General features: G+C 69.0%; 28 protein-coding genes. 1 reads left to right on the forward strand and 27 read right to left on the reverse strand.

Features of this window, described 5'->3' with window-relative positions; all coding sequences use genetic code 11:
- Positions 1-122: 122 nt before the first annotated feature.
- From flhA to VGN58_RS04485, 3 genes are all read right to left on the reverse strand, one after another.
- On the reverse strand, positions 123-2,207 hold the full coding sequence (gene flhA / locus VGN58_RS04475) for a flagellar biosynthesis protein FlhA (RefSeq protein WP_327482121.1): 2,085 nt from the start codon (positions 2,205-2,207) through the stop codon (positions 123-125).
- Positions 2,204-3,334: a flagellar biosynthesis protein FlhB gene (flhB, locus tag VGN58_RS04480; protein WP_327482123.1), complete on the reverse strand. Its 1,131-nt coding sequence runs from the start codon at positions 3,332-3,334 to the stop codon at positions 2,204-2,206. Before flhB ends, flhA begins: the two co-directional genes overlap by 4 nt.
- Before the next feature lie 346 nt (positions 3,335-3,680).
- Positions 3,681-4,664, reverse strand: a complete 984-nt coding sequence (locus VGN58_RS04485) for a GGDEF domain-containing protein (RefSeq protein ID WP_327482125.1) — start codon at positions 4,662-4,664, stop codon at positions 3,681-3,683.
- A 251-nt stretch (positions 4,665-4,915) separates the two neighbouring features.
- Between VGN58_RS04485 and VGN58_RS04490 the strand changes: the two genes are divergently transcribed.
- Positions 4,916-5,551, forward strand: a complete 636-nt coding sequence (locus VGN58_RS04490; RefSeq protein WP_327482127.1) for a hypothetical protein — start codon at positions 4,916-4,918, stop codon at positions 5,549-5,551.
- A 75-nt stretch (positions 5,552-5,626) separates the two neighbouring features.
- Here VGN58_RS04490 and VGN58_RS04495 read toward each other — a convergent pair whose 3' ends face one another.
- The 24 genes from VGN58_RS04495 to VGN58_RS04610 all read right to left on the reverse strand — a co-directional run.
- Entirely contained in the window at positions 5,627-6,217 is a 591-nt protein-coding gene (locus VGN58_RS04495; protein ID WP_327482129.1) for a TetR/AcrR family transcriptional regulator, read from the reverse strand.
- Positions 6,218-6,427: 210 nt separating this feature from the next.
- Positions 6,428-7,219, reverse strand: a complete 792-nt coding sequence (fliR, locus tag VGN58_RS04500) for a flagellar biosynthetic protein FliR (RefSeq protein ID WP_327482131.1) — start codon at positions 7,217-7,219, stop codon at positions 6,428-6,430.
- 116 nt (positions 7,220-7,335) lie between these two features.
- Positions 7,336-7,605, reverse strand: coding sequence for a flagellar biosynthetic protein FliQ (locus tag VGN58_RS04505; protein WP_327482133.1), 270 nt, complete (start codon positions 7,603-7,605; stop codon positions 7,336-7,338).
- 149 nt (positions 7,606-7,754) lie between these two features.
- Positions 7,755-8,564: a flagellar type III secretion system pore protein FliP gene (fliP, locus tag VGN58_RS04510; protein WP_327482135.1), complete on the reverse strand. Its 810-nt coding sequence runs from the start codon at positions 8,562-8,564 to the stop codon at positions 7,755-7,757.
- Between the two features lies 1 nt (position 8,565).
- On the reverse strand, positions 8,566-8,958 hold the full coding sequence (gene fliO, locus VGN58_RS04515) for a flagellar biosynthetic protein FliO (protein ID WP_327482137.1): 393 nt from the start codon (positions 8,956-8,958) through the stop codon (positions 8,566-8,568).
- A gap of 10 nt (positions 8,959-8,968) precedes the next feature.
- A complete protein-coding gene (gene fliN / locus VGN58_RS04520) occupies positions 8,969-9,316 on the reverse strand; it encodes a flagellar motor switch protein FliN (protein ID WP_414710748.1) in 348 nt (115 codons plus the stop codon).
- Complete coding sequence (gene fliM, locus VGN58_RS04525; protein WP_327482139.1) at positions 9,313-10,350, reverse strand: flagellar motor switch protein FliM; 1,038 nt, start codon at positions 10,348-10,350, stop codon at positions 9,313-9,315. Before fliM ends, fliN begins: the two co-directional genes overlap by 4 nt.
- Positions 10,351-10,365: 15 nt before the next feature.
- Complete coding sequence (locus VGN58_RS04530; protein WP_327482155.1) at positions 10,366-10,923, reverse strand: flagellar basal body-associated FliL family protein; 558 nt, start codon at positions 10,921-10,923, stop codon at positions 10,366-10,368.
- Positions 10,924-11,162: 239 nt separating this feature from the next.
- Complete coding sequence (locus tag VGN58_RS04535; RefSeq protein ID WP_327482140.1) at positions 11,163-12,365, reverse strand: flagellar hook-length control protein FliK; 1,203 nt, start codon at positions 12,363-12,365, stop codon at positions 11,163-11,165.
- A complete protein-coding gene (gene fliJ, locus VGN58_RS04540; RefSeq protein WP_327482141.1) occupies positions 12,365-12,817 on the reverse strand; it encodes a flagellar export protein FliJ in 453 nt (150 codons plus the stop codon). Before fliJ ends, VGN58_RS04535 begins: the two co-directional genes overlap by 1 nt.
- Before the next feature lie 17 nt (positions 12,818-12,834).
- Positions 12,835-14,232 (reverse strand): FliI/YscN family ATPase, encoded by a 1,398-nt coding sequence (locus VGN58_RS04545; protein WP_327482142.1) that lies wholly within the window; start codon positions 14,230-14,232, stop codon positions 12,835-12,837.
- Entirely contained in the window at positions 14,229-14,846 is a 618-nt protein-coding gene (locus tag VGN58_RS04550) for a FliH/SctL family protein (protein ID WP_327482143.1), read from the reverse strand. Before VGN58_RS04550 ends, VGN58_RS04545 begins: the two co-directional genes overlap by 4 nt.
- On the reverse strand, positions 14,843-15,853 hold the full coding sequence (gene fliG / locus VGN58_RS04555; RefSeq protein ID WP_327482144.1) for a flagellar motor switch protein FliG: 1,011 nt from the start codon (positions 15,851-15,853) through the stop codon (positions 14,843-14,845). The genes VGN58_RS04550 and fliG overlap by 4 nt, the downstream gene beginning before the upstream one ends.
- Positions 15,846-17,513, reverse strand: a complete 1,668-nt coding sequence (fliF, locus tag VGN58_RS04560) for a flagellar basal-body MS-ring/collar protein FliF (RefSeq protein ID WP_327482145.1) — start codon at positions 17,511-17,513, stop codon at positions 15,846-15,848. Before fliF ends, fliG begins: the two co-directional genes overlap by 8 nt.
- A gap of 38 nt (positions 17,514-17,551) precedes the next feature.
- Positions 17,552-17,911, reverse strand: a complete 360-nt coding sequence (fliE, locus tag VGN58_RS04565) for a flagellar hook-basal body complex protein FliE (protein ID WP_055944542.1) — start codon at positions 17,909-17,911, stop codon at positions 17,552-17,554.
- A gap of 77 nt (positions 17,912-17,988) precedes the next feature.
- Positions 17,989-19,452 (reverse strand): sigma-54 dependent transcriptional regulator, encoded by a 1,464-nt coding sequence (locus VGN58_RS04570; RefSeq protein WP_327482146.1) that lies wholly within the window; start codon positions 19,450-19,452, stop codon positions 17,989-17,991.
- The gene (locus tag VGN58_RS04575) at positions 19,445-19,825 is read right to left on the reverse strand and encodes a response regulator transcription factor (RefSeq protein WP_327482147.1); all 381 of its coding nucleotides are present in this window, start codon (positions 19,823-19,825) and stop codon (positions 19,445-19,447) included. Before VGN58_RS04575 ends, VGN58_RS04570 begins: the two co-directional genes overlap by 8 nt.
- 15 nt (positions 19,826-19,840) lie before the next feature.
- On the reverse strand, positions 19,841-21,265 hold the full coding sequence (gene rpoN, locus VGN58_RS04580; protein ID WP_327482148.1) for an RNA polymerase factor sigma-54: 1,425 nt from the start codon (positions 21,263-21,265) through the stop codon (positions 19,841-19,843).
- A 238-nt stretch (positions 21,266-21,503) separates the two neighbouring features.
- Positions 21,504-22,136, reverse strand: a complete 633-nt coding sequence (locus VGN58_RS04585) for a response regulator transcription factor (RefSeq protein WP_327482149.1) — start codon at positions 22,134-22,136, stop codon at positions 21,504-21,506.
- 216 nt (positions 22,137-22,352) lie between these two features.
- Positions 22,353-22,937, reverse strand: a complete 585-nt coding sequence (locus tag VGN58_RS04590) for a PilZ domain-containing protein (protein ID WP_327482150.1) — start codon at positions 22,935-22,937, stop codon at positions 22,353-22,355.
- Positions 22,938-22,940: 3 nt separating this feature from the next.
- On the reverse strand, positions 22,941-23,246 hold the full coding sequence (locus tag VGN58_RS04595) for a hypothetical protein (protein WP_327482151.1): 306 nt from the start codon (positions 23,244-23,246) through the stop codon (positions 22,941-22,943).
- Positions 23,243-23,659, reverse strand: a complete 417-nt coding sequence (gene fliS, locus VGN58_RS04600; protein WP_327482152.1) for a flagellar export chaperone FliS — start codon at positions 23,657-23,659, stop codon at positions 23,243-23,245. The genes VGN58_RS04595 and fliS overlap by 4 nt, the downstream gene beginning before the upstream one ends.
- A 54-nt stretch (positions 23,660-23,713) precedes the next feature.
- Entirely contained in the window at positions 23,714-25,078 is a 1,365-nt protein-coding gene (gene fliD / locus VGN58_RS04605; protein WP_327482153.1) for a flagellar filament capping protein FliD, read from the reverse strand.
- Between the two features lie 421 nt (positions 25,079-25,499).
- Positions 25,500-25,638: flagellin (locus tag VGN58_RS04610; protein ID WP_327482156.1), on the reverse strand; the 139-nt coding region annotated here is incomplete at its 5' end.

Consider the following 25,638-nt stretch of genomic DNA (forward strand, 5'->3'; position numbering starts at 1 on the left):
ACAGCGAACGAACCGACGGGTACGCAATCGCGGGCGCGGAGTCGAACTGATGCTTGAGTTCATTGGTGTTCTCTCCAGATACCGGGACACGCATTTGCGAATCACGAATCACCCATCACACATCACGAAATCGTCCCGACCAGCTTCAACCGCTTGTCCTCGGGAACCTCGCTGTAGGCCAGCACCGACAGCGAGGGGACGCTGTGGCGGACCAGGCGGGCGAGGGCGGCGCGGACCGTTCCCGGTACCAGCACCACCGCAGGCTCGCTGCGGGATTCCTGCTTGGTCACCACGTCGGCGAGGCTCTGGTGCAGGCGTTCGGCCAGTCCAGGTTCCAGCGCCGCGCCGGTTCCCTGGGTACTGTCCTGCAAGACGCGTTCCAGACTCGGCGCCAAGGTATAGACGGGCAGTTCCGGGGCCATGCCGGAGATCTCCTGCACGATGAAACGGCCCAGCGAGGTGCGCACGGCGGCGGTGAGCGCGGCCGGATCGGCGTTCTGCGGGGCGAACTCGACCAGGGCCTCGACGATGCGGCGCAACTGGCGGATCGGCACGCGCTCGATCAGCAGGTTCTGCAGCACGCGCACCACGGTGGCCAGCGGCAGCGCCTTCGGCGTGAGGTCCTCGACCAGCTTCGGCGCGCTGCGGGCCAGCTGCGACAACAGTTGCTGGACCTCCTCGTGGCCGAGCAGTTCCGGGGCGTGTTCGCGCACCAGGTGCGACAGGTGGGTGGCCATCACCGTGGCCGGATCGACCACGGTATAGCCCAGCGATTCGGCCGTGGCCTTCTGGTGCGACTGGATCCACACCGCATCCAGCCCGAACGCCGGATCCTTGCCGGGAATGCCGTCGATGCTGCCGAAGGCGCCGCCCGGGTCGAGCGCCAGCTCGCGGTCGGGATGGATCTCCGCCGAGGCCACCGGCACGCCATGCACCAGCAGGCGATACCCGTTGGACGGCAGCTCCAGGTTGTCGCGGATGTGCACCGGCGGCACCAGGAAGCCCAGGTCCTGGGTCAGCTTGCGGCGCACCGCCTTGATGCGCGACATCAGCTCGCCGCCCTGGTTCTTGTCGACCAGCGGAATGAGCCGGTAACCGACCTCCAGGCCGAGCGGATCGACCGGACGCAGTTCGTCCCAGGTCAGTTCGGCGTTGCGGTCGGGCGCCGCGCCCGGGCCGGCCAGCGCGGGCACGTCGCCCGCTGCGGCATCGGGCCCTTCCTGGGTCCGCTTCCACATCTTCCAGGCCAGGTAGCCGATGCCGGCGGCCAGCGTCAAAAAGGCGACGTTGGGCATGCCGGGCACCAGCCCGACCAGGCCCAGCACGCCGGCCGCCACCGCCAGCGCCTTGTGCTGGCCGAAGGCCTGGCCCATCACGGCCTGGCCCATGTCCTCCGAACGCGAGGCGCGGGTCACCAGCATGGCCACGGCCGAGGACACCAGCAGCGCCGGCAGCTGCGCCACCAGGCCGTCGCCGATCGACAGCAGCGTATAGGTCGAGGCCGCTTCGGCCGCCGGCATGCCGTGCTGGAACATGCCCACGGCGAACCCGCCGATGAGGTTGATGAACAGGATCAGGATGCCGGCGATGGCGTCGCCGCGGATGAACTTGTTGGCGCCGTCCATCGAGCCGTAGAAGTCGGCTTCCGCGCGCACTTCCTCGCGGCGGGCCTTGGCTTCCTCGCGGGTCAGCACGCCGGCGTTGAGGTCGGCGTCGATGGCCATCTGCTTGCCGGGCATCGCGTCCAGGATGAAGCGGGCCGACACTTCGGCGATGCGGCCCGCGCCCTTGGTGATGACCACGAAGTTGATGATGGTCAGGATGGCGAACACCACTATGCCGACGGCGTAGTTGCCCCCCACCACGAACTCGCCGAACGCGGCGATGACCTTGCCGGCGGCGTCGTGGCCGTCCTGGCCGTTGAGCAGGATCACGCGGGTGGACGCCACGTTCAGCGCCAGCCGCAGCATGGTGGTCATCAGCAGGATGATCGGGAAGATCGTGAAGTCCAGCGGGCGCTTCACGTAGATCACCGCCAGCAGCACCACCAGCGAGATGGCGATGTTGAAGCTGAAGAGCGCGTCCAGCACCGGCGGCGCCAGCGGCACCACGATCATGGCCAGCAGTGCCAGCACCACCAGCGGCGCGCCCAGGCCGTTCTTCAGCATGTCCATCCAGCGCATGCCGCCGGCCGGTTGCGCGCTCATGCCTTGCCTCCGTGCTCATCGATGTCGACGGTCGGCTGGTCGGGCAGCGGGGCTTCGCCCACGCGCCAGGCGCGCAACTGGTAGACGTAGGAGAGGATCTGGGCGACGGCGGCGTACATTCTCACGGGGATTTCCCGGCCAAGCTGGCCTTCCCGATACAAGGCGCGTGCCAACGGCGGCGCGGAGACGATGGCGATGCGGTGCGCGTCGGCGACCTCGCGGATGCGCAGGGCCAGTTCGTCCACGCCCTTGGCCACGACCGTGGGGGCGCCCATCTGGCCGGCCTTGTACTTCAGCGCCACGGCGTAGTGGGTCGGGTTGACCACGATCACGTCGGCGGTCGGGACCTCCTCCATCATCCGCCGCTGCGACATCTGGTGCTGCAACTGGCGGATGCGGCCCTTCACTTCCGGGCTGCCCTCGCTTTCCTTCATCTCGTCGCGCAGCTCCTTGCGCGTCATCTTCAGCTTCCGCAGCCAGTTCCATTTCTGGTACGGCGCGTCGATGGCCGCCAGCAGGATCAGGCCGCCCGTGGTGGCCAGCAGCAGCGTGCTGGTGAACTTCAGGCCGCTGCGCACCGCCTGTTCCAGCGGCATGGTCAGCAGTTCGCGCAGGGGATCCAGCCCCAGCTTCAGGCAGATCGCCGCCGCGCCACCGATCAGCGCCACGCGCAGCAGCGACTTCAGCAGCTCGGCCAGGCCCTCCGGGCCATACAGGCGCTTGAGGCCGCTGGCGGGGTTGAGCCGCTTGAAGTCGGGCATCAGGGACTTCTGCGAGAACTGCAGGCCGCTCATCAGGGCCGGCGCCGCCAGGCCGGCCAGCACGCAGATGCCCGCCACCGGCGCGATCGCGGCCAGCAGCTTGAGCATCATCAGGCCGACATACCCGAACACCTGGTCGGGCTGGCGCATCAGCAGGGGGTCCGGCGTCAGCGCGATCTTCATCCAGCCCAGCGCATTACGCGCCAGACCGGGCCCCATGCCGACGATCGCCAGCACGCCCGCGCCGAACACCGCCGCCGTCGCCAGCTCGCGCGAACGCGGGATGTTGCCCTGCTCGCGCGCCTCGCGAAGGCGTTTCTCGGTGGGTAATTCAGTGCGTTCGCCGCTTTCGTCCTGCTCAGACATGGCGTGTTTCCGACGGGGTCGGACGGTGCGCTGCAAGACCTGTTCCAGTCGGGGGCGGGAACCCGGCGTGGATACATTCGCTCGTACCGGGAGCCTCACCCCGTCATTCCAGCGCACGCCGGAATCCATTGCCCGTGAGTGCCGGCCTTCATTGAGCAAAAGCAAAATGGGTCCCAGCGTTCGCTGGGACGACGGTGGAGGAGGTGAGTGAAGGCCTGGCCCGTCATTCCAGCGCACGCTGGAATCCATTGCCCGTCAGGGCCGGCCTTCGTTGACCAAAAGCAAGATGGGTCCCGGCGTTCGCCGGGACGACGGTGGCGGAGTACTGCCTGCGGCCTTGCTGCGGCTAGAACAGGTCGTCCGCGATCACGTAGCTGTCGCGGCCGGCCGATTTGGCGCGGTACAGCGCGGCGTCGGCGCGCGAGAACCAGTCGTGCCAGGTCTTTTCCTGTTCGCGCAGCAGGGCCGCGCCGAGCGAGATGGTGATGCGTCCACCCGGGCCGCGCAGGGCGCCGCGCACGGCCTTGCGCAGGCGCTCGGCCGCCGCTTCCAGGTCCTCGGTGCTGTCGACTTCGAGCAGGGTCACGAACTCCTCGCCGCCGAAGCGGAACACCTGGTCGTTGCGGCGCATCTCGAAGCGCAGGATCGAGGCGAGGTCGGCGATGGCGACGTCGCCGGCGGCGTGGCCGTACTGGTCGTTGACGTCCTTGAAGTGGTCCAGGTCCAGCACGACCAGTCCGAACCGTCGCTCGCCGCGCTGGAAGCGCGCCACGGCGTCGGCGAGCGCGCGTTCCATGCTGCGGCGGTTGGGCACGCCGGTCAGCGCGTCCATCGCCGCCAGCCGCTCCAGCTGGTCGCGGTCGTCCTGCGTGCGTGCGGCGAAGATCAGCGAGAATCCGGTGACCAGGCTGGCGCTGACCAAGACCGAGAGCGCGTGCACCGTATCGTGGAAGAAGCCGGGAATCAGCTGCATGCCGACGATCAGCACCGCGTTGATGCCCACCGCCATCCATCGATGGGCGATGAAGAAGTTGGTCAACAGCACCAGGTAGGTCCACGTGAGCGCGGTGTGGCCGATCATCAGGCATGCACCGAAGGTCGCGCAGGCATTGAGCACGGCCAGGACGTTGCCGGCACGGCGACTGTCGCCGGTGCGCCATGCGTACACCGCAGGCGCCGCGACCGCGATCACCACCGCTAGATCGAATGCGGCCATCGTCGCGTTGCCCTGCCACAGCCGGTATACGCCGAACGCGGCGATGGTCAGCGCCGTGATGGACGCCAGCAGCACGATGATGTCCAGACGGAAGTCGCGGAGTTTCGGCTTCATCCTGAGCGCCGGATGCGGATGCGGATGCGGATAAGGGACGTCGTCGGGTGCGTTACTCAAGGCGGAAAGTTGATACGCCAGTCGGCGCCCCGCGCAGTGTAGGCGCTCGCGGCAGGGCGGGAGTGATGGCCGTCACGCTTGCTTGTGCATCGTGCGCGGCGTGCTTCTCCGCTGCCGGTACGCCTGCGCCGTCACTGCGCGTTCAGTCGGCCATCCCAAGACTTCCGCCACCGCATCGGAGGAGACGGGACATGAAGGCACTGAAGACGGCCGTGATGTCGGCATCGCTGGGTTTGGCCGTGGCATCGGCCATGCCCGCGCATGCGCAGACGGTGGGTTACGACATCCGCACCGGCGATGTCTGGGTCGATACGCGCCTGGGCGAGATCAACGATTACGGGCGCCGGTACCGCGATCCGTTCGTGTCCGAGATGACCGGTCACTACGGCGCGCCGCGCTCGCTGGTGCTCGATCTGCTGGACCGCCGTGGCTGGGCGCCCGGCGATGTCTACTTCGCCTGTTCCATTGCGCGCGCGTTGGGCATTCCCTGCCTCGAGGTGGTGCAGCGTTACGAGCGCAATCCCGGCATCGGCTGGGGCAACCTGGCCAAGCAGATGGGCATCAAGCCCGGCTCGCCCGCGTTCCATGCGCTGAAGAACGGCGCGGTCGGCACCTACGATCGCTGGGGCTATCCGATCCGCATCGACCAGCGCGTCGCCGTGGACTGGTCCAAGCATGGTCCCGGCCATGGCAAGGCGGGCCCTGGTGGCAAGCCGGCGCACGCGGGCCCGGGCAACAGCGGCAAGGGCAACGGCAACGGCAACGGCGGCAAGGGCCCGGGCCACGGCAACAAGGGCAACAACGGCAAGGGCAACGGACGCAACTGAGCGCCGTCGGCCGCAACGCAGAACGGCCTCCGTCAGGAGGCCGTTTTCGTATGTGCGATCCGGCGCGGGGCGGCCTCAGGCCGACAGCGCTTCCAGCGTCTTGAACACCTGCGGCACGGCCATGGCCGGGGTGCCGCCGTTGACGGACACGGCACGCAGGCCGTGCTGGTAGCTCTGCCAGATCATCTCGTCTGCATGCTGGATGTCGACGCCGCGGAATTCACCGGCGCCCATGCCGCGGCTCAGTTCCAGCCGCACCGGTTCGCGCATGCGGCGCAGTGCGGTGTTCATTTCGGCCTCGACGGTCGGCGACCAGCGCGCCGACACGCTCCAGAGTGCGGGGAAGGCGATGAAGTTGGCGGCGTCTTCGCGCGCCATCCAGAAATAGAAATCCAGAATACGCTGCGCATGCGTGGAACCCTGCGGACGCTCCACCATCGGTGCCCGCCGCGCGGTGTAATCGCGGATCAGCAGGGTGGCGATGATGTCGGCCTTGGTCTCGAAGTGCAGGATCACGCCGCGCGCGCTGAGTCCGGTTTCCTCGCCCAGGTCCATCAGCGTGGTCTGGTCGAAGCCCTTGGTGAAGAACAGCCGGCGGGCGGCCGCCAGCACGGCTTCCCGTGTTTCCTGGCTGGTACGTCGCTTGTGGGTCTGGCTATGGTTCACGGCAATCTCCGGTGTGCGGCGGGAGCGATACCGGCGTGGGACGGCGGTGTTCCGCTCCATGCGCAGGCGTATGCGGCAGCTCCCTTGCCCCCATTCTGCACAACTTCATGCATTTAGTGGAACCGGCGACGCAGTTTGATGTGATAAGGGCGCGCGATGTGCTTCAACTGTGCGCTTCGGCACCGTTTCACGAACGTGACTTCCGCGGGCTCAGGCCGTGATGCGGCGCGCGGCGTCGAACGACAGGTCGAAGATCCGTTGCACCGGCGGCCCCAGTTCGCCGGCCAGCAACGCCAGCAGGAACAGGCCCAGCAGCAGCGCGGTGGGCAGGCCCAGCTGGATCGGGTTGAGCGCCGGCGCGGCACGCCCCAGCACGCCGAAGGCCAGGTTCACCGCCAGCATGGCCACCATCACCGGAAGCGCCAGCCCCACCGCCGCGCGCAGGATGTGGGTGAACAGCATCGGCGCCACCTCCAGCATCTGCTGCACATCGGGCAGCGCCGTACCGATGGGCAGCGAGCGGTAGCTGTCCACCAGCAGCGACACCAGCGCCAGGTGGCCATTGGCGGTGAAGAACAGCAGACCGAAGGCCAGGTAGAACCACTGGCCGACGACGCCGGAGTTCACCCCGCGCAACGGGTCCGACATCTGCGCGAAGGCCAGGCCGGTGCCCTGCGAGATCAGTTCGCCCGCCATCGCGCCGGCCTCGAAGGCCAGGCGCAGCATGAAGCCCATGCTCGCGCCGACGGCGAGTTCGCGCGCCACGTTCAGCACGGTGCTGGCGTCGAAGGCGATGCGGTCGGGTGTGCCCGGCAACAGCGGGGCTAGCGCCATCGCCAGCGCGCCGGCGATGATGACGCGCACCCGCACCGACACCGCGCGCGTGCCGATCAGCGGCGCCGCCATCAGCAGCGCACCCGTGCGCAGCATGGTCCACAGGATGGCGTTGATCATCCCGAAGGCCTGCTGGCCGTCGATCACCATCTGGGTAGCTGGATCCATGGGGGCGGGGATTCGGGAGTCGGGATTGGAGATTCGTTGGAGGGGTGGGATCGATGAGGGCGGCAGGGTCGTGCTGTTGCCCAATCCCGAATCCCGTCTCCCGAATCCCGTCGGCGTCAGCCGATCAAATGCGGCAGCCGCTGGAACAGCGCCGTGGTGTATTCCACCAGTACGCCCAGCAGGTAGCTGCCGGTGGCGAACAGGGCGGCAGTCAGCGCGATGGCCTTGGCGACGAAGGCGATGGTCGGCTCGTTGAGCTGGGTGGCGGCCTGGATCACGCCGATCACCACGCCGACCACCAGGACGACGAGCAGCAGCGGGCCACCGACCCAGAGGGCGATTTCCAGACCATCGCGAAGTTCGGTGAGGGCGGTTTCGGGGCTCATGGGATGACCGTGATTCGTGATTCGTGATTCGTGATTTGTGATGGGTGATTGGTGATTCGTGATTCGTGAAGAGACCGGAGTGCTATCCGTAGATTGGCTTTTGATTCTTCCAATCACCCATCACGAATCACGCATCACCAATCACAGCCTCAATTGAAGCTCGCCGCCAGCGAGCCGACGATCAGCACCCAGCCGTCGACCAGCACGAACAGCAGGATCTTGAACGGCGCGGACACCAGCATCGGCGACAACATCATCATGCCCATCGACATCAGCACGCTGGCGACCACCAGGTCGATGATCACGAACGGGATGAAGATCAGGAAGCCGATCTCGAACGCGGTCTTCAGTTCGCTGGTGATGAAGGAGGCGACGACGATCGGGAACGGCACGGCGTCGGGACCGGTGTAGCTGCCGTGTCCGGCCAGGCCGGCGAACGTCATCAGGTCGGTTTCGCGCACCTGCGCCAGCATGAAGTCGCGCAGCGGGCCGGTGGTCAGCGTCCAGGCGGTGGAGAAATCGATCTGGCCGTTGAGGTACGGCGCCATGCCCTGCGCCCACGCCTTCTCGCCGACCGGCATCATCACCAGCATGGTGAGGAACAGCGCCAGGCCCACCAGCACCTGATTGGACGGCGTCTGGCCGGTGCCGAGCGCCTGCCGCAACAGGCCCAGCACGATGATGATGCGGGTGAACGCCGTCATCGCCAGCAGCGCGGACGGGATCAGCGTGATCGCCGTCATCAGCAGCAGAGTCTGCAGCGGCAGGCTGACGGTGTTGTCGCCGACCTGGCCGACGTTGACCTTGGGCAGGGTCGGCAACGCGGGCGCGGTCGGCGCGGAAGGCGCCGCCGGTGCCGCCACGGGTGCCGGGTCAGGCACTGTGGCCGCCTGCGCGAACGCCAGCGTCGGCGCGGCCAGCCAGAGCAGGCAGATCAGGGAAAGGACGAAACGACGCATCTCAGGACTCTTTGCGCAGGCGCTTGGCCAGCAGTTCGGCGAAGTTGGGCATCGTCGGCGCGGGCGCGACGACCAGGGGTTCGGGCAGCGTGTGCAGCGCGGTGATGCCGCCGGCGGTCACGCCGATCAGCAACTGCTCCTTGCCGACCTCGATCACCATCACGCGCTCCTTGGCGCCGACCGACAGCATCGACACCACGCGCAGCTGTTCGCTGGGACGTATGCCGACGCCCGTGCCCGGCATGCGCTTGAGCAGCCAGGCCAGGCCAAGGATCAGGCCCAGTACCAGGATCAGCCCGACCAGCGCACCGCCGATGCCGGGCGTGGAAGGGGCATGCTGGCCGATCTTCTGCGCGGGTGCGGCGGCGGAGGCGAGCAGGGCGAAGGCGTGCATGGCGATCGGCTCAGCGCAGGCGGCGGATGCGTTCGCTGGGGCTGACCACGTCGGTCAGCCGCACACCGAAGCGGTCATTCACCACCACCACTTCGCCATGTGCGATCAGCGTGCCGTTGACGAACACGTCCAGCGGATCGCCGGCGCCGCGCTCCAGTTCCACCACCGAGCCCTGGTTGAGCTGCAGCAGGTTGCGTATCGGCATGCGCGTGCGCCCGACTTCCAGCGACAGCGTCACCGGCACGTCGAGGATGACGTCCAGACTCATGTCGGCCTCGTGGGCGGCCGGCGCGGGATGGCCGGCGAGCTCGGTGTCGCCGAAGGCGGTGGCGAGGGCTTCTTCGTTCTCGGGGATCATGGTGTGGCGTCCTGGAAGGCGACGGGTGCGAGGGCGTGGCGGGGCGGGGCGGGCTGGTGGCGGCTGCCGGGCGGATGGTGGGCGGTGATCTTCACGGCGTTCTGGCCGTTGGAGATGCCGAATTCGCCGGTGAACACGGGCACCTGCTCCACGCAGACCGGCACCGACTTGGGCAGGTCGATCGGCAGGATGTCGCCGACCTTCAGGCGGGTCAGCTCGCGCAGGTTGATGCGCTTCTCCGCCAGTACGCTGGACACGGTGACTTCGGCGCCGCGCAACTGCTCGTGCAGGGTCACGCGGAAGCTGTCGTCGTCGTGCACGCGGTCGGACTGGATGCCGGCGTCCAGCAGCTCGCGGATCGGTTCCAGCATGGAGTAGGGCAGGGTCACGTGCAGGTCGCCGCCACCGCCGTCGAGCTCCACGTGGAAGCGGCTGACCACCACGTATTCGCGCGGGCTGACGATGTTGGCGAAGTGCGGATTGACCTCGCTGGTGATGTACTCGAAATCCACCGGCATCACCGGCGCCCACGCATCGATCAGGTCGGCGAAGGTCTGCTTCAGCAGCAGCTGGATCACGCGCATCTCGGTGGCGGTAAACTCGCGGCCTTCGATCTTGGCCGGGTAGCGGCCGTCGCCGCCGAAGAAGTTGTCCACCATCGTGAACACCAGCTTCGGCTCGAACACGATCAGGCCGACGCCGCGCAGCGGCTTGAACTTCACCAGGTTGAGGTTGGTGGGCACGTACAGCGAATGCAGGTAGTCGCTGAACTTGATGGTCTCGATGCCCCGCACCGACAGCTCGGCGGAGCGGCGCAGCAGGTTGAACAGGCCGATCCGCCACGTGCGCACGAAGCGCTCGTTGATCATCTCCAGCGTCGGCAGGCGTCCGCGGACGATGCGGTCCTGGCTGGCGAAATCGTAGGTCCGCGCCACCGTCGGGTCCTGCGGCGGTTCCTCGGTCTCGATGACGCCGGAGTCGACGCCGTTGAGCAGGGCGTCGATCTCGTCTTGCGACAGCAGGTCACTGGTCATGGCGGCAGGCGTCCGTCACTGCATCACGAAGCTGGTGAAGAGGATCGACTCGGCGCTGGGCTTGCCGGTCTCGGCCACCATCAGTGCCTTCACTTCGCCGAGGGCGGCGTTCTGCAGGCGCTCCTTGCCTTCGCGCGACATCAGGCTGGCGGCGTCCTGCTGCGCGAACAGCATCAGCAGGCGCGCGCGGATGGCCGGCGCATGCAGCTGGATGGCGGTCATCGCCTCGGGATCGCGCGTCATCAGCTGCACTTCCACCTGCAGGTAGCGGGCGCCGCCCGTCTCGCCGACGAGGTTGACGACGAACGGCGGTTCCAGCGCGAAGTACTGGGCGGGCGCGGGCACTTCGCCCGGCTTCTTGGCCTGCGGCGCGTCGGCCTTCTCTTCCTTCGTGCCGTGGCTGGCGAAGTACCACGCACCGCCGCCTGCCGCGCCGGCCGCGATCACCGCCACCAGCCCGATGGTCAGCAGCGACTTGCCGCCCTTGGGCTTGTCGCCCTTGTCGGCCTTGGATTTGCTTGCGTTCTTGTCGGCGGCTGCCACGGCGCGGGATCTCCTGAGGGGTCGATCCAGGGGATGCAAGCGGTGTGCCGTGACGGGGGCGGGAAGCCGACGGGGTTTTGACGGGGAGCCTGCGGCGGCGGGGACTCCCGGTGTGGGAGCGACGTCAGTCGCGATGAAGGATCAGGACGGCTGCCCACTGGGGCTGCCCTGGTCGATCGCGCCAAGTGGCAGGGGTTCCGGGTGCCGACGGTCCGCGTTCGCGACTTACGTCGCTCCCACAGGAGTTCGCCGGGTACCCGGGTAGCCCGTCAGGCGTAAGCGTCGACCAGGCCGCGGGCGGTCATGCGGACGGTGCGGGGCGCCTCGACGGCGGGTTCGCCGGCGTCGGGCCCGCCTTCGCCGTGCTGCGAACCGCCGCCCTTCGACGGCGGTGACTGCTGCTGTCCCACGTCGGCATGCGCCAGCTGGAAGCCCTGCTGGCCCAGCATGTCGCGCAGGCGCGGCAGGCTGCTTTCCAGTGCCTGGCGGACCTCGGCCTGGGCGCTGGAGAAGTCGGCGTGGACGCGGTCGCCTTCCAGGCGCAGCCGGATTTCCACCGTGCCCAGGTCGTTCGGGGTGACCTTGATGTGGGCGTGGCCGATCTTCTGGTCGGCCATCCAGCGCACGGCGTCGCCGATGTCCTCGTCGAAGTGACCGCCATGCAGGTCGGCGCTTGGCGCGTCCATCGCGTTGACGGTGTCGGTGCGCGACAGGCCGAGCGCCTGGTTCGACGCGCCGACGCCGGCCAGCAGGGTGCCGGTCGGCACGGCGGTGTCGCCGTCGTCGCTGCGGAAGGCGTCGACCAGGTCGCGTCCCAGGGTGATCGCCTCGGGCACGGCGGCGGCGACCTGGCCCGTGGCCAGGTGCGTCGCGAAGGACAGCAGGTTCTGCAGCGGCGCCTTGGCGTCGGTCGTGGCAGCGGCCGGCGTCGCGGTCGTCCCGGGGGCGACGGTCTGGCCTGCATCGGCCGCCGGGCCCGTCGCGATCGCGCCCGGCAACGTGGCCGGGATCGCGGCGCGACCGCCGGCCAGCAGCGCATCGGCGGGAAGCGGCGCGTTGGCCGCGGGCTGCGCGCCAGCGAGCAGGAGATGGCCGAGCGGATCGGTGAGCATGGTGGCGGTCGCATCCGCAGCCAGCGCCGGCTGGAGCGGAGGCAGTTCCATCAGGATCGGCGGTACCAGCGACGCCACCGTGGCGTCGTCGGGCGTGTCGTCCTCGGCGGAGGCGCGTGCCGCCTCGTCCTGCCTGCCGGCGACCGCCTTGTCCGGGCGCTGCCGGACGGGCTCCTTGGCTTCGGCGGTGCGCGCGTCCGGTGCACGCGCCGCATCATCGCGCCTGGCAGGACGACGCACCATGTCGTCGAACGCCGGCTTCTTCGCAGGCGCCTCGTTCGTGTCGGCAGGGATGGCCGACGCCGTCGACGGAGACGGCGCCTTCATGGCGAAGTTCAGCGCGGACGTCGGCGACGGCATCAGGCGTCCTCGTTCTCGCGGGCGGTCGCAGCCAGGCGGGCGCGACGCGCGCCGACGTCATCCATCTCGCGCTGGTCGCGGCGGTCGACGATGAGTTTTTCCTGCACGCGGTAGCTGGCGGCCAGCTGTTCCAGCACCTGCTTGTCGCGGCTGGCCAGCAGCAGGCGGTCGCGTTCGATGTCCACGCTGGCGCGGCTGCGGTCCACGTTCTGCAACTGCTGCTTGAGCGCCTGGTCGATGCGCTCGAGGAACGCGCGACGGTTGGCCAGCTGCGCCGGACTGGTGGCGGCCATCTGGCTGTTGGCGTAGTCCTCGGCGTACCGGCGCAGTTCCTCCAGCCGCGACTCGTGCTGGGCGAGCGTGTTCTGGCGCTCGGCCAGCTCGCGGGCGACGGAATCCTCGTGCTCCTGGGCGCGGCGCAGCAGCGGGTCGATTCGGCGGGACTGCATCATCGTGGGGTTCCTTGGCGTTACTGCAGGCCGGGCGGCATCGGGATGCCGGCGGCGAGGTTGCGTTGGATCAGGGATTCCAGGGCGGCGCGGCTGCTCGGCAGGTCGGCGGCGCGGGCCACGTCCTGGCCGAGGAACTCGACGATCTCCGGCCAGCGTCCCAGCGCTTCGTCCACGGTCGGATCGTTGCCGCGCTGGTAGGCGCCGATGGCGATCAGGTCGCGGTTGCTGTTGTAGGCCGACAGCAGCCGCTTGAGCTTGCGGATGCGGTCGCGCCAGGTCTCGTCGGCGATCTCGGTGACCACGCGGCTGACCGAGGATTCGACATCGATGGCCGGGTACAGGCCTGCGTCTGCGACACGGCGCGACAGCAGGATGTGGCCGTCGAGGATGGCACGCGCGGCGTCGGCGATCGGATCCTGCGGATCGTCGCCCTCGGTCAGCACGGTGTAGAAGGCGGTGATCGAACCACGGCCCTTGGCGCCGTTGCCCGCGCGCTCCACCAGCGCCGGCAGGCGCGCGAACACCGACGGCGGATAGCCGCGCGTGGTCGGCGGCTCGCCGACCGACAGGCCGATCTCGCGCTGCGCCTGCGCGAAACGCGTCAGCGAATCCATCAGCAGCAGCACGTTGAGGCCCTGGTCGCGGAACCACTCGGCGATGGCGGTGGCGCGATACGCGCCCTGCAGGCGCGCCAGCGGCGGCCGGTCGGCGGGACTGGCCACGACCACCGCGCGCGCCAGGCCGGACGGACCCAGGGTGGTCTCGACGAAATCGCGCACTTCGCGACCGCGTTCGCCGATCAGGCCGACGACAATGACGTCGGCGGCGGTGTAGCGGGTCATCATGCCCAGCAGCGTGGACTTGCCGACGCCCGAGCCGGCGAACAGGCCGACGCGCTGGCCGCGGCCGATCGGCAGCAGCGCATTGATCGCGCGCACGCCGACGTCCAGCGGTTGGGTGATCGGTTCGCGCGACAGCGGATTGATCGCGATGCCGGCCAGGCTGACGCTGCCTTCGGCGCGGATCGGGCCGCGGCCGTCGAGCGGCACGCCGTCGCTGTCGATCACGCGGCCCAGCAGGCCTTCGCCGACTTCCACGCCGCCACGGCGGCGCGAGGGCACCACGCGCGCGTTCGGCAGCAGGCCGTGCAGCTCGGCGCTGGGCATCAGGTAGGTGCGTTCGCCCGAGAAACCGACCACTTCCGCATCCACCCAGCCACCGTCGACGACTTCCACCTTGCAGGTGGCGCCCATCGGGGCTTCGCAGCCGATCGCTTCCAGGGTCAGGCCGACGGCGCGGCGCAGGATGCCTTCGCGGATCAGGCCGTGGCCGCCGAGGTCGGGATTGATCTGCGACAGCCGCGTGGACAGGCGCAGGTCGCGCGCGGTCAGCCACTCCAGCGGTTGCGCACTCATGTGCGTGCACCGCGGTTGAGGACGGTATCCAGCGCGCCGCGCAGGCGGGCTTCCAGGGTGCCGTCGATGCGCACGCTCTCGGCGTGCACGCGCAGGTCGCCGCGGCTGAGCGAGGTGTCCGCGGTCAGGCGGGTGTGCGCGGTCATCGCCAGCACCGGCGTCACCGCGGCGATGTCGTCCGGGTGCAGGCGCAGCTCGACCTCGCGCTGCGAACCGCCCACGGCATCGAGCGCGGAGGTGGCCAGTTCCTGCAGCAGGACCGGATCGGTCTGGTAGGCGCGGCCGACCAGCGCGCCGGCGATGCGCACGGCCAGTTCGGACAGCGCGGCGACCACTTCGTTCTCCAGCCGGTCGAGCGGCCGCGAGAAGTTGTCGAGGATGCCTTCCATCTGCGCGGCGAGCCGGCGCACTTCGGCCTGGCCCTGGCCGAAGCCTTCGGCATGCCCTTCGGCGAGGCCGCGTTCCAGGCCTTCGCGGTAGGCGGCGTCCTGGATGGCCTGGATCTCTTCCAGCGTCGGCGGCACCGGCGCGGGCGCGTCCTGTTCGACCGGCGCGTCGCTGACCACCACGTCGAGGGGGGCCGGCATCCAGCGCAGCGGCGAGGGCGCGCTCATACCATTTCCTCGGCGCTGGCGGTGAGGGCGATGACGCCCTGGTCAGCCAGCCGGCGGACGATGGCGAGGATTTCCTTCTGCGCGCCTTCCACGTCCGACAGGCGCACGGGGCCGCGCGCTTCCATGTCTTCCAGCAGGATCTGCGCGGCGCGCTGGGACATGTTGCGGGTGATCTTTTCCTTCACCTTGGCGTCGGCGCCGCGCAGGGCCAGGCCGAGTCGGTCGTTGGGCACTTCGCGCAACAGGGCCTGCAGTTCGCGGTCGCCCAGGTCGGCCAGGTTGTCGAACACGAACATCAGGTCCTGGATGCGCGCGCCCAGGTCGGCGTCGACCTGGGTGATGCTGCCCAGGATTACCTGGTCCTGCCCGGAGTCCATGAAGTTGAGGATGTTGGCCGCCACCTTCACGCCGCCGATGCTGGAGGCCTTGAGGTTCTGGTTGCCGGCGAACTGGCGTTCCATGATCTCGTTGAGCTCGTTCAGCGCGTTGGGCGGAATGCCGTCCAGCGTGGCGATGCGCAGCAGTACGTCGGTGCGGGTGCGCTCGGGCAGCAGCTTCAGCGTGTCCGCGGCCTGGTCGCTGTCCAGGTGGGCCAGCACGATGGCGATGATCTGCGGATGCTCGTTGCGCACCAGGTCGGCGATCGCGCGTGGGTCCATCCACTTCAGCGTGTCCAGGCCGGTGGTGTTGCGGCCCAGCAGGATGCGGTCGATCAGGCCGCCGGCCTTGTCCTCGCCCAGCGCCTGCACCAGCACCTTGCGCACGTAGTCGTCGGCGCCCATGCCCAGCGAGGTCTGCTTGTCCAGCGCTTCGCCGAAGGTGGCCATCACCTGCATCACCTGCTCGCGGCTGATGCCGGAGATGGTGGCCATGGCGATGCCGAGCTTCTGCACCTCCTTCGCGTTCATGTGCTTGAGCACCTCGGCGGCGTCTTCCTCGCCGAGGGAGAGCAGCAGCACGGCGGCGCGCTGCACGCCGGTGAGTGCGGTGTCCGGTGCGTTATTCATCGTTGGCCACCCAGTCCTTGACCACTTGCGCGACCTGCTTGGAGTCGGTCTTCACCGCTTCGCGCGCCTGGCGGAGGCGGTCTTCGTACGCATCGGAGGGCAGGGCGCGCATCGGCGGCAGCTGGTCGTGCGACAGCGTGGCGACCACGCCGTCGTCGCCGTCCTCGTCCACGACGCTGACGTCGATGCCGTCCTCGTCCTCACGTTTCTGCCGGGCCGCCGGGCTGATGATCTGGCGCATGGCCGGGCGCAGCACGCCGAACAGCAGCACGATGACCACCAGCGCGCCCAGGCCGTAGCGCGCGATGTCGCGCACCATCGGATTGTGCAGCCACGGGCTTTCCCAGAACGGCACGTCGACCGGCGCTTCGGTCTCGCGCACGAACGGGGCGTTCATCACCGACACCGAGTCGCCGCGGGCGGCGTCGAAGCCGACGGCTTCCTTCACCAGCGCCTCGATGCGGGTCAGCGTGGCGGCGTCGAGCGCGGTCATGACCACCTTGCCGTTCTCGCCCGTGCGCGGCACGTGGTCGACCAGCACGGCGGCGGTGACGCGGCGCACGCGGCCGGCCGGCTGGCGTGTGTGCTGCAGCGTGCGGTCCATCTCGAAGTTGCGCGTCGCGCTGCTGGCGGTTTCCACCGGGGCGGCGGGATTGGGCGCGGCGGCGGCGTTGGGGCCGGGCGGCGTGTTGCTGGTGGCGCCGGGCACGCCTTCGGGGCCGGTGCCGGCGACGGTGTTCTGGCTGACCTGCTCGCTGCGGATCTTGGCCGGGTCGTTGGCGAAGGTCTCGCGCGCCTCCTCGGTGACCGAGAAGTCCATGTCCACCGCGACTTCGGCATTGACGCGGCCGGGACCGGTCAGCGGCTCCAGCAGTTCGCGGATGCGGTCGTTGAACGAGGTCTCCAGCTTGCGCACGCGCTCGAACTGGGCGGCGTTCAGCGCGGCCTCGCTGTTCGGGTCGCTGATGGTCAGCATGCGGCCGCTCTGGTCGACCACGGTGACGCGCTCCGGCGCCAGGTCGGGGATCGACGACGACACCAGGTGGACGATCGCATCCACCTGGTTGCGTTCCAGCATCGTGCCCGAGCGCAGGTCCAGCACCACCGACGCGCTGGCGACCTCGCGCTGGCGGGTGAAGGCGGACGGCTTGGGGATGGCCAGGTGCACGCGCGCGTCGCGCACCGGGCGCAGCGTGGTGATGGTGCGGACCAATTCCGTTTCCAGCGCGTGCTGGTAGCGCGCGTTCTCGACGAACTGGCTGACGCCGAAGCCCGGATCGCGCTCCATCATCTCGAACCCGAGGCGTCCGCTTTCGGCCAGGCCGGCGCCGGCCAGTTTCAGCCGCGCGTCGTGCAGGTTTTCCTCGGGCACGGAGATCGCGCCGCTGGCCTGGTCCAGCTGGAACGGGATCTGCGCCGCGCGCAGCATGTCGGTGGCTTCGGCGGTCGCCTTGGCGTCCAGGCCGGTGTAGAGCGGGGTGTAGGCCGGCTTCTGCGACCAGAAGAACACCATCATGCCGACGGCCACGGCGCCGGCTATCAGCAGCAGCGTGCCCATCTGCTTGAACACGCGCGCGTCCTGGATCTTGGTCAGCGCCGCACCGGCCTTGTCGGCGGTCAGCGATTCCTTCAGGGCTTCCTTGGACAGCGTGAGGGCCATGGTTGCGGTTCGGTTCTAGGTAGGAAGGTGGGGCCGCCTTACAGCGGCATGTTCATGACGTCCTGGTAGGCCTGCACCAGCCGGTTGCGCACTTCCACGGTGGCGCGGAAGGCGACCTGCGACTGCTGCGCGGCCACCATCACCCGCGCCAGGTCGGCGCGCGGATCGCCCAGCTCGAAGGCCTGCGCCAGGGCGCCGGACGTCTTCTGGGCATTGTTCACGCCTTCCAGCGCGTTCTGCAGCGTGTCGCCGAAGCTCGGCGCCTTGACGCCCGGCTGCTCCAGTCCCACCCGGTTGGGCGTGAACGCGCCGGGGTTGGGCATCGGCTCCAGCGCGCGCGTACCGACCTGGTGCTGGTAACTGCGGATCTGCGAGAGGATGGAGGAGACGTCGGACATGGGCGGGTGCTTCGGTCGTCGGGGTGTCTTGCCTGATCAATTGCAAGACCCGTGCCGGAAACCGCGCCCGTGCCCAGTCAGTTTTCCGTCGCCAGCGCGACGTCCTCGCGCTCGATGCCGTACTTGCGCAGCTTTTCCACCAGCGTGGTGCGGCGCAGGCCGAGCAGCTGGGCCGCATGCGCGACCACGCCACCGGCGCGGTCCAGCGCGTCGCGGATCAGGTTCAGCTCGATCTGGGCGATGTGTTCGCGCAGGTCGATGCCGGCTTCCGGCAGGCGGTCGGGCGGCGACACGGCGGCGGCGACGATGGCCGACGGCAGCGGCGCGGCGACGGCGGGTGCGGCGGCGACCGCGGCGGGCGCGTCCACCGCCGGCGCGTCCGCGCCTTCCGGCTGGTAGCGCTTGGGCAGGTCGGCCACGCGGACCAGGCCGCCGGGATGCAGCACGGCCAGCCGCTCGACCAGGTTGGTCAGCTCGCGCACATTGCCCGGCCAGGCGTACAGGCGCAGGGCCTGCAGGGTCTCGTTGGCGAAGCGCACTTCGCCCCGGCCGGTGCGCGAGAGCTGGGCGGCGATGGTCATCACCAGGTCCGGCAGGTCGTCGGCGCGTTCGCGCAGCGCCGGCATCTCGATGGGGAACACGTTGAGGCGGTAGAACAGGTCCTCGCGGAAGTGGCCGTCGGCGATGCGCGCTTCCAGGTTGCGGTGGGTGGCGGCGATCACGCGCACGTTGCAGCGGATGGTCTGGTTGCCGCCGACGCGCTCGAAGCTGCGCTCCTGCAGCACGCGCAACAGCTTCACCTGCATCGGCAGGCTCATGTCGCCGATCTCGTCCAGCAGCAGGGTGCCGCCCTCGGCCATCTCGAAGCGGCCCTTGCGGGCGGTCAGCGCGCCGGTGAAGGCGCCCTTCTCGTGGCCGAAGAGTTCGCTTTCCAGCAGGTCCGGCGGGATGGCGCCGCAGTTGATGGCCACGAACGGTCCGTCGCGGCGCGGCGACTGGTCGTGGATGGCGCGGGCCACCACTTCCTTGCCGGTGCCGGATTCGCCCAGCACCAGCACGGTGGTGTCGAAGTCGGCGACCTGCTCGATCATGCGGCGCAGGCGGGTGACGGCCGGGCTGTTGCCGGTCGGGCCGCGGGTGGTGACCTGCTGCGCCTGGTGTTCGGTGTCCAGCCGCTTCAGGCTGGCGCGGCGCAGGCAGGCTTCCAGCTGTGCGTGGCGGATCGGGGTTTCCAGCGGCCACACGCCGGCCTCGTGCAGGCCATGCGCGGCGGCGAAGCCGGCGGTGTCGCCTTCCAGCAGCAGCACCGGCGGCGGCAGGGCGGCCTTGCCCAGCCAGGCGAAGAAGGTGTCGGCGGCCTTCTGGTCGTCGAGCGAGCCGACCACCACCGCCAGCCAGTCGTGCTGGCGCGCGCGGCGGACATCCACGTCACCGGCGCTGGAGACCCAGCGGGGTGTCAGGTCCATGAATTCGAGCAGTCCGGCCAGGCGTTCGGCACGGGCGGCGTCGGCGTCGATGACGAGGATGCGGGATTCACTCATGGCGGCGGTCTTTGAATTTTTCGAGGATGGGCAAGACTTCCTGGATGTAGGAAAGCTTGCTGACGAAGTCGTCGGCGCCGGCGCGCATCGCATGTTCGCGGTGTTCCGCGTCGTCGAAGTGGCTGGCGATGACGATGAAGGGCGGTGCGTCCTGCGTCTTGATCAGGCGGGTGGCCTGCAGGCCGCCCATCTCGGGCATGGCCAGGTCCATCAGCACCACGTCCGGACGCAGGGTCTCGGAACGTTCGATGGCCTCCAGGCCATTGCCGGCGCGGCCCACGATGTCCAGCCACTCCACCTTGCGCAGGTGGCGCAGGGCGGCGTTGATGAAACCTTCGTGGTCGTCCACCAGCAGTACGGTGATCTTGCTCATTGCGGTCGCGCTCCGTTATCCGGCCTTGGCCAAGACCGATACGGTAGCGCGTCGGCGTTCCCGGGCGGGAGCGATATCGAGCTGTTCCCGGTACTTGGCCACGGTCCGGCGGGCGATGTGGATGCCCTGGCGGGCCAGCAGGCCGGCGATCGCCTCGTCGGCCAGCGGCTTGCCGGCCGGTTCGGCGTCGATCAGGCGGCGCACCATGGCGCGCACGGCCGGGCCGGACACGCTGGCGCCTTCCAGCCGCACGGCGAAGAAATGCTTCAGCTCGAACGTGCCGCGCGGGGTCTGCATGTACTTGCCGGTGGTGATGCGCGAGACGGTGGACTCGTGCATGCCGATGGTGTCGGCGATCTCCTTGAGCGTCAGCGGGGCCATCGCCTCGTCGCCGTGGGCGAGGAAGCCGGCCTGGCGCTCGACGATGGCGCGCGCGGTGCGCAGAAGGGTGTCGTAGCGGATCGACAGGCCGCGGGTCAGCCAGCGCGCCTCCTGCAGCAGTTCGCGCAGCTTGCCGGCGCCCTCGGAGGGCGCGGCCTGGTCCAGGGCGCGCTCCTGCATGGCGTTGACGCGCAGGCGCGGCGTGGTGGCCGGGTTCAGCGCCACGCGCCAGGCGCAGTCGGCGTGCCAGGCGACCACGTCGGGCATGATGTAGCCGGTCGGGGCGGGGGCCAGCGAGGCGCCCGGACGGGCGTCCAGCGACAGCACCAGGTTCACACCTTCCATGACCTGGTCGATGTCCAGGTCCAGCAGGCGGGCGAGCGCGTCGTATTCGTGGGCGGCCAGCAGCGCCATGCCGTCGGTGACGATGCGGCGGGCGACGTGGCGCGCCGGCACGCGGCCCTGCAGGCAGTCCAGCTGCACCAGCAGGCACTCGCGCACGTCGGCGGCGGCCAGGCCGGGGAACTCGCCGCGCAGCAGGCGCTCGCGAAGCGCCAGCACGGCCGGCACGGTCAGGTCGAAGCGGGCCGAGGCCAGCAGCGCCAGCGCGTCGGGTGCCTGCTCCAGGTAGCCGGCGTCGTTGGTGTGCTCCAGCCAGAAGGCGACGACGTCGAGCGACCGGTCGTCCAGCTCCAGCGCCAGCCGGTCCAGCACGCGCACGTGCGGATCGCTGGATTCGCCGGCTTCGACGCGCTGCATGCGGTCCTCGTCGCCGTCCTGCCAGCCGGCACCGGGCACGTCCCAGAGGCTGGATTCGGGCAGTTCGTCGAAGGCGGCCGTTTCCAGCGCGGCCACGTCCTGCGCGGGCAGCACCTCGATCTCGGCGGCCTGGTCGGCGTCGTGGGTTTCCTCGACTTCGAGCAGCGGATTGAGGTCCAGCGCGCGGCGCACTTCCAGTTCCAGCTGCAGGCCGTCCAGCTGCAGCAGCCGGATCGACTGCAGCAGTTGCGGCGTCAGGTGGAGTTGCTGCCCGAGCTGGGTGGAAAGTCCCGTCTTCATTCCCGTCATCCCCGATTCGATGGCGTGCCGAGGTCGGCTTCACATCGTGTTGACACTGTGCGGGGCGGGTGACGGAAAAAAAATCAGGGCGTTTCTGGTCGTGCTGCGGGCACGCCCCACGCGCCGTCAGGGTTTCCCCTACGGCGTCGGTTCAATGGCGGAAAAGGACGCCGGACGGGGCGCTGCGATCACGGGATTCCGTCACGGAAAGGGCATCGCCCCCGTGCTGTTGCAAGGCTCAGGCCAGTTCGTTCTGGTGGCGCGCGGCCAGCAGCAGCAGATCGTTGGCGCGGCGGCAGCCCAGCGACTCCATCATGCGCGCGCGGTGGGTTTCCACCGTCTTGACGCTGATGCCGAGCTGCGCGGCGATTTCCTTGCTGCTCATGCCGTTGCCGAGCTGGCGCAGGATTTCGCGCTGGCGCGGCGACAGGGCGGCGATGCCGGTGGGGCGCTGCTGGTTGAGCATCGGCGCCAGCATCTTCGACGACACCTGCGGACTGAGGAATACCTGGCCGCTGGCGGCGGCACGCAGGGCCAGTTCCAGTTCCATCGGCGCGGCTTCCTTGACGACGAAGCCGGCGCAGCCGCGATCGAGCGCCACGCGCACCTGGGTGGGATCGTTGTGCATCGACATCATCACCACGCGCGTCTGCGGCAGCGAATCGCGCAGCAGCGGCAGCAGTTCAAGGCCGCTGCGGTCGGGCAGCGAGAGATCCAGCAGGATCACATCCGGGCGGTGGATGGCCGCCATGTCGAGCGCCTGTTGCCCGTTGCAGGCCTCGGCCACCACATCGACATCGGGCAGCGCCTGCAGCAGGCGTCCGATGCCGGCGCGGACCAGGGTGTGGTCGTCGACGATGAGTACACGCACGGGAAGAGTCGTTCGCTATCGCATTGCAGGGGTCGAGTCACGATAACGGCGCACTGCGCCGTCGCCAATTCACAAACGCGATGGAGAGGTGAAATCCGGACGCGAGTCACAGTTAGGGTCTGCGTCGCCCGCGAAAAACCACACACGTCGCAAGCCACCGGCGTGACCGTTGCACGCCGTGCGTGACGCGGCTGTCGATATCCGCGCGCAGCGGCCCTAGGTGCGGCCGGCGAGCTGCCGCGCTTCGGCGATCTGCCGGCGATGCAGGCGGAACAGGTGACGGTCCATCGCCTCGGCCAGGCCCGCATTCAATGCATCGAACTGCAACCACACATGCTGCAGTCCCTGCGAGCCCTGCACCTGGTCGAGCACCGTGGCGGGCAGTTCGATCTGGTCGCTCAACCACGCGGCGGGTTGCAGGGTGACGATGCCAGGCGTGCCGGCACTCGACGGCGGCGGCGTGTCGACATCCAGGCGCAGTCCGCGATGCGACCAGCGCAGGGCGGTGACGGGCAGGGCATCCTCGTGCCGGCGTGCCAGCCGGCCGAGCAGCGACAGCACCAGGTCCAGCTTGGCCTCGATGCGTTGTTGCGATGGCGTGGCTTCCTTGCGCTCTTCCGGGTCGTCGCCGCTGACGTCCTCGGCGACGGCCAGGCCTTTCAGCAGGGCTTCGGAAGACGCCTGCATCACCGCGCGCCGTCCCGGGTCGAAGCGGGCCGGCAGCACCGCGTCGCACGTCAGGGCGCCCTCGAACAGGGCATGTTCGGCCGGGCGTTCCACCAGGATGATCGGGGTCGGCACGGATCAACCCTCCACGACGGACAGGTAGGCGCGCGCGGCACGGTCGGCGCGCTGCGTGGCGTGCATGCGCACGCGTGCCTGCTCCCGCGCGTCCTGCATGCGCTTCTGCAGTTCGAGCTGCTCGCGCAGCAGCACGGCCAGGGCATCGTAGCCGGCGGTCTTGCCGCCGTCGGCGTGCAGGAACGCGCGCACGTCGTGGTCGTGGCGATCGAGCAGGCGCTCGACGTCGTCCAGCTCGCCGGCGTGCAGCGCGCGGCGCATGCCGTCCAGCTGCGCGAACAGGTCGGCCAGGGCCGGCGCGGTGTTCATCCTGCCGCCGCCATCGCCGGGACCTGGCGCTGGTCGTGGGGAATGGCGTTCCACGCCGATTCGATTTCGCCCAGCAGCTCCAGCGATTCGCGCAGGGCGGCCGGGTCGTTGTGCAGGTTGGCTTCGATCAGGCGCGTCTGCACGTAGTCGTACAGCGCCGACAGGCTGCTGGCGATCTCGCCGCCGGCCTCGTGGTCGAGCGAGCCGTTGAGGTGCCCGATGATCGCGCTGACCTCGCCGATGGCCTTGCCCTTGCGCGCCAGGTCGCCGCGCACCACGCAGGCTTCGGCCAGGCGCAGGCGCTCGCAGGCGCCCGCCAGCAGCAGGGCGACCAGGCGGTGCGGGTCCGCTTCCATCACGGCGCTGCTGAGGCCGGTGTTGCGGTACTGCGCGGCATAGGACTGAAGTGACATTGCGTGTTCTCCTGGGGTGGCGATGCAGGGGGACGCATCGCGCGATCCCCTTGCTTATCCGGTCTGGTTGGAGAGAGAGGCCAGTTGCTGGGCCAGGTAATTGCTGGTGTTGCTCATCTGTCCGACCAGGGCGTCCATGGCCACGAACTGCGCCTTGTAACGGTTCCCGACGGCTTCCATGCGGGCGTCCAGCGCGGTGCGCTGCGCGGCGACGTCCTTGATCTGCGCGTTCAGCCCGTTGCTGCGCAGGGTGAACGCGCCATCGGTGCCGGTGTAGCTGCCGACGGCCTTCTGCAGCGTGCCGGCGAACGCGGTCTCGCCGGTGAACGCGCTGCGGATCTTCTCCGGATCGGCGGTCAGGGCGGCGGTGAACTTGCTGCTGTCGAACACCAGCGTGCCGTCGGACGAAGGAAAGCCCTTGGTCTGCAGGCCCAGCGTCTTGGCATCCAGCCCCTGCGCGGCCAGGTCGCCCAGCAGGTTGCCCATCAGGTTGCGCAGCTGTCCCGAGGCGCTGCGCATCTGCGCGTCACCGGTCAGGGCGGAGGGCTCGTTGGTGTCGGCGTTGTACTTGGTGGACGCGTTGATCGCGTTGATGGCGGTGTTGTACGCCGTCACGAAATCCTGGACCAGTTTGCTGGCGGCGGCGGTGTCGGTGGACACGGTGACCGTGCTGGTGCCCTTGGTCTTCAGGTCCAGGGTCAGGCCGGGCACGGCTTCGGTGATCTTGTTGGTGCTGGCGGTGACGGTCAGGCCATCGATCAGGACCTCGGCGTCGGCGGCCGGCACGCGTTCCTGCAGGCTGCCGACGAGCGACTGCAGGTCGCTGCCGCCGGAGGTGAAGGCGAGGGTGAGGCCGTTGGCCGCACCGGTCTTGTCCGACGACACCGACAGGTACTGGCCGTCGTTGGAGGTCAGCACGCTGGCCTGCACGCCCTTGCTGCGCGCGGCGTCGTTGATGGCGCTGCGCACGTCCTGCAGGGTGGCGCCTTCGGCGATGTCGATGGCCAGCGCCTCGCCGCCGACGGTCAGCGTCAATTGGCCGGCGCCGAAGGTCTGGGTGGCCGCGACCGGCGCGTTGGTAATCCATTTGTTGGCGGTGGCCAGTTCGACCACCTCCACGTTGTAGGTGCCGTTTGGCGCACCGCTGGAGACGCTGGCGCCGACGACCGTGTCGGTACCCGACTTCACCGTCCGTACGTCGAAGGCGGTGGCCGATTTCAGCGCCTTGAGTGCCGTGTCCAGGGTGCTGAAGGCGGAACTGACGGTGCCGATGGCGGACAGCTTGAACTTGGCCTGGCTCTCGATGCGGTTCAGGCGGTTGTCGGCGGGCCGGCGATCGGCCGCGACCAGTTGCTCGACCATGCCGGTGATGTCCATGCCGGAGCCGACGCCGCCGTAACCCAGTGAGTAATCTGCCATTGCCCTGTCTCCTGTCTGGCCCTTTCCGCAAAAAGGGAGGCCGGGCGGGTCGCCATCCGGTGACGAATGGGACCCGCCCGTGCAGTACTGATAACGGCCCGCGGGAGCCGTTCTTTAGCCGCATTTCTCCGTCTCCCACCGCCGCCGTGGGTCCGGCGTGCTGGTAAGAAATGCAGGCAGATTCCGTGATGCAGGGTTTGTGCCAAAGAGGCCGTGATTGGTGATTGGTGATTGGTGATTCGTGATTGGTGATGTGGAGAAGGCCCGCTGTTTCCAACCAATCACTAATCACCAATCCCCAATCACCGCTCCAAAAAAAAGCCCCCGCCGTCGCCGGCGGGGGTTGGGGTACTGCCAAACGGAGGGAGACGAATCCGTCCGTGACGACAGGGAACTATCGAGAAGGGTGGAGCGGCGGCGCTTAGCGCAGCAGGGACATCACGTTCTGGGGCACCTGGTTGGCCTGGGCCAGCATGGCCGTACCGGCCTGCTGCAGGATCTGGGTGCGGGTCAGTTCGGCGGTTTCCTTGGCGAAATCGGTGTCGCGGATGCGGCTGCGC

Origin of the sequence: Pseudoxanthomonas sp. (assembly GCF_035999195.1) — a bacterium.
In the GTDB taxonomy this organism is placed as follows: Bacteria; Pseudomonadota; Gammaproteobacteria; order Xanthomonadales; family Xanthomonadaceae; genus Pseudoxanthomonas_A.

Coding starts and splice junctions, on each gene's coding strand:
- flhA (WP_327482121.1), bottom strand. CDS start 2,207: ATGAGCGCGCAACCGGCCGGCGGCATGCGCTGGATGGACATGCTGAAG.
- flhB (WP_327482123.1), bottom strand. CDS start 3,334: ATGTCTGAGCAGGACGAAAGCGGCGAACGCACTGAATTACCCACCGAG.
- VGN58_RS04485 (WP_327482125.1), bottom strand. CDS start 4,664: ATGAAGCCGAAACTCCGCGACTTCCGTCTGGACATCATCGTGCTGCTG.
- VGN58_RS04490 (WP_327482127.1), top strand. CDS start 4,916: ATGAAGGCACTGAAGACGGCCGTGATGTCGGCATCGCTGGGTTTGGCC.
- fliR (WP_327482131.1), bottom strand. CDS start 7,219: ATGGATCCAGCTACCCAGATGGTGATCGACGGCCAGCAGGCCTTCGGG.
- VGN58_RS04505 (WP_327482133.1), bottom strand. CDS start 7,605: ATGAGCCCCGAAACCGCCCTCACCGAACTTCGCGATGGTCTGGAAATC.
- fliP (WP_327482135.1), bottom strand. CDS start 8,564: ATGCGTCGTTTCGTCCTTTCCCTGATCTGCCTGCTCTGGCTGGCCGCG.
- fliO (WP_327482137.1), bottom strand. CDS start 8,958: ATGCACGCCTTCGCCCTGCTCGCCTCCGCCGCCGCACCCGCGCAGAAG.
- fliN (WP_414710748.1), bottom strand. CDS start 9,316: ATGATCCCCGAGAACGAAGAAGCCCTCGCCACCGCCTTCGGCGACACC.
- fliM (WP_327482139.1), bottom strand. CDS start 10,350: ATGACCAGTGACCTGCTGTCGCAAGACGAGATCGACGCCCTGCTCAAC.
- VGN58_RS04535 (WP_327482140.1), bottom strand. CDS start 12,365: ATGCCGTCGCCGACGTCCGCGCTGAACTTCGCCATGAAGGCGCCGTCT.
- fliJ (WP_327482141.1), bottom strand. CDS start 12,817: ATGATGCAGTCCCGCCGAATCGACCCGCTGCTGCGCCGCGCCCAGGAG.
- VGN58_RS04545 (WP_327482142.1), bottom strand. CDS start 14,232: ATGAGTGCGCAACCGCTGGAGTGGCTGACCGCGCGCGACCTGCGCCTG.
- VGN58_RS04550 (WP_327482143.1), bottom strand. CDS start 14,846: ATGAGCGCGCCCTCGCCGCTGCGCTGGATGCCGGCCCCCCTCGACGTG.
- fliG (WP_327482144.1), bottom strand. CDS start 15,853: ATGAATAACGCACCGGACACCGCACTCACCGGCGTGCAGCGCGCCGCC.
- fliF (WP_327482145.1), bottom strand. CDS start 17,513: ATGGCCCTCACGCTGTCCAAGGAAGCCCTGAAGGAATCGCTGACCGCC.
- fliE (WP_055944542.1), bottom strand. CDS start 17,911: ATGTCCGACGTCTCCTCCATCCTCTCGCAGATCCGCAGTTACCAGCAC.
- VGN58_RS04570 (WP_327482146.1), bottom strand. CDS start 19,452: ATGAGTGAATCCCGCATCCTCGTCATCGACGCCGACGCCGCCCGTGCC.
- VGN58_RS04575 (WP_327482147.1), bottom strand. CDS start 19,825: ATGAGCAAGATCACCGTACTGCTGGTGGACGACCACGAAGGTTTCATC.
- rpoN (WP_327482148.1), bottom strand. CDS start 21,265: ATGAAGACGGGACTTTCCACCCAGCTCGGGCAGCAACTCCACCTGACG.
- VGN58_RS04595 (WP_327482151.1), bottom strand. CDS start 23,246: ATGAACACCGCGCCGGCCCTGGCCGACCTGTTCGCGCAGCTGGACGGC.
- fliS (WP_327482152.1), bottom strand. CDS start 23,659: ATGTCACTTCAGTCCTATGCCGCGCAGTACCGCAACACCGGCCTCAGC.
- fliD (WP_327482153.1), bottom strand. CDS start 25,078: ATGGCAGATTACTCACTGGGTTACGGCGGCGTCGGCTCCGGCATGGAC.